Origin of the sequence: Bradyrhizobium uaiense (assembly GCF_010811875.1) — a bacterium.
Taxonomy (GTDB): domain Bacteria; phylum Pseudomonadota; class Alphaproteobacteria; order Rhizobiales; family Xanthobacteraceae; genus Bradyrhizobium; species Bradyrhizobium uaiense.
Map to the genome: position 1 here is coordinate 1 of NZ_VKHP01000657.1, position 283 is coordinate 283.

General features: G+C 63.3%; 1 protein-coding gene. It reads right to left on the reverse strand.

Going from position 1 to position 283, the window contains the following annotated elements; all coding sequences use genetic code 11:
* Positions 1–283, reverse strand: a 283-nt coding sequence (locus tag FNJ47_RS46955) for a cupin domain-containing protein (RefSeq protein ID WP_163163599.1), incomplete at both ends; no start/stop codon positions are given.

Sequence of the window (283 nt, forward strand, 5' to 3'; positions counted from 1 at the left end):
GATAGTCGTCCTCGATGCGGATGATGTCGTCCTCGCCGAGATAGCTGCCGGTCTGCACCTCGATCAGCTCGAGCTGAATCTTGCCGGGATTCTCCAGCCGGTGCACCGCGCCGATCGGGATGTAGATCGATTCGTTCTCGTGCACGGTCTTGATCAGCTCGTTGACGGTGACCTGCGCGGTCCCGCGCACCACGATCCAGTGCTCGGAGCGGTGATGGTGCTTCTGCAGGGACAGCCGCCCGCCCGGCTTGACGATGATGCGCTTGACCTGGTGACGGTCGCC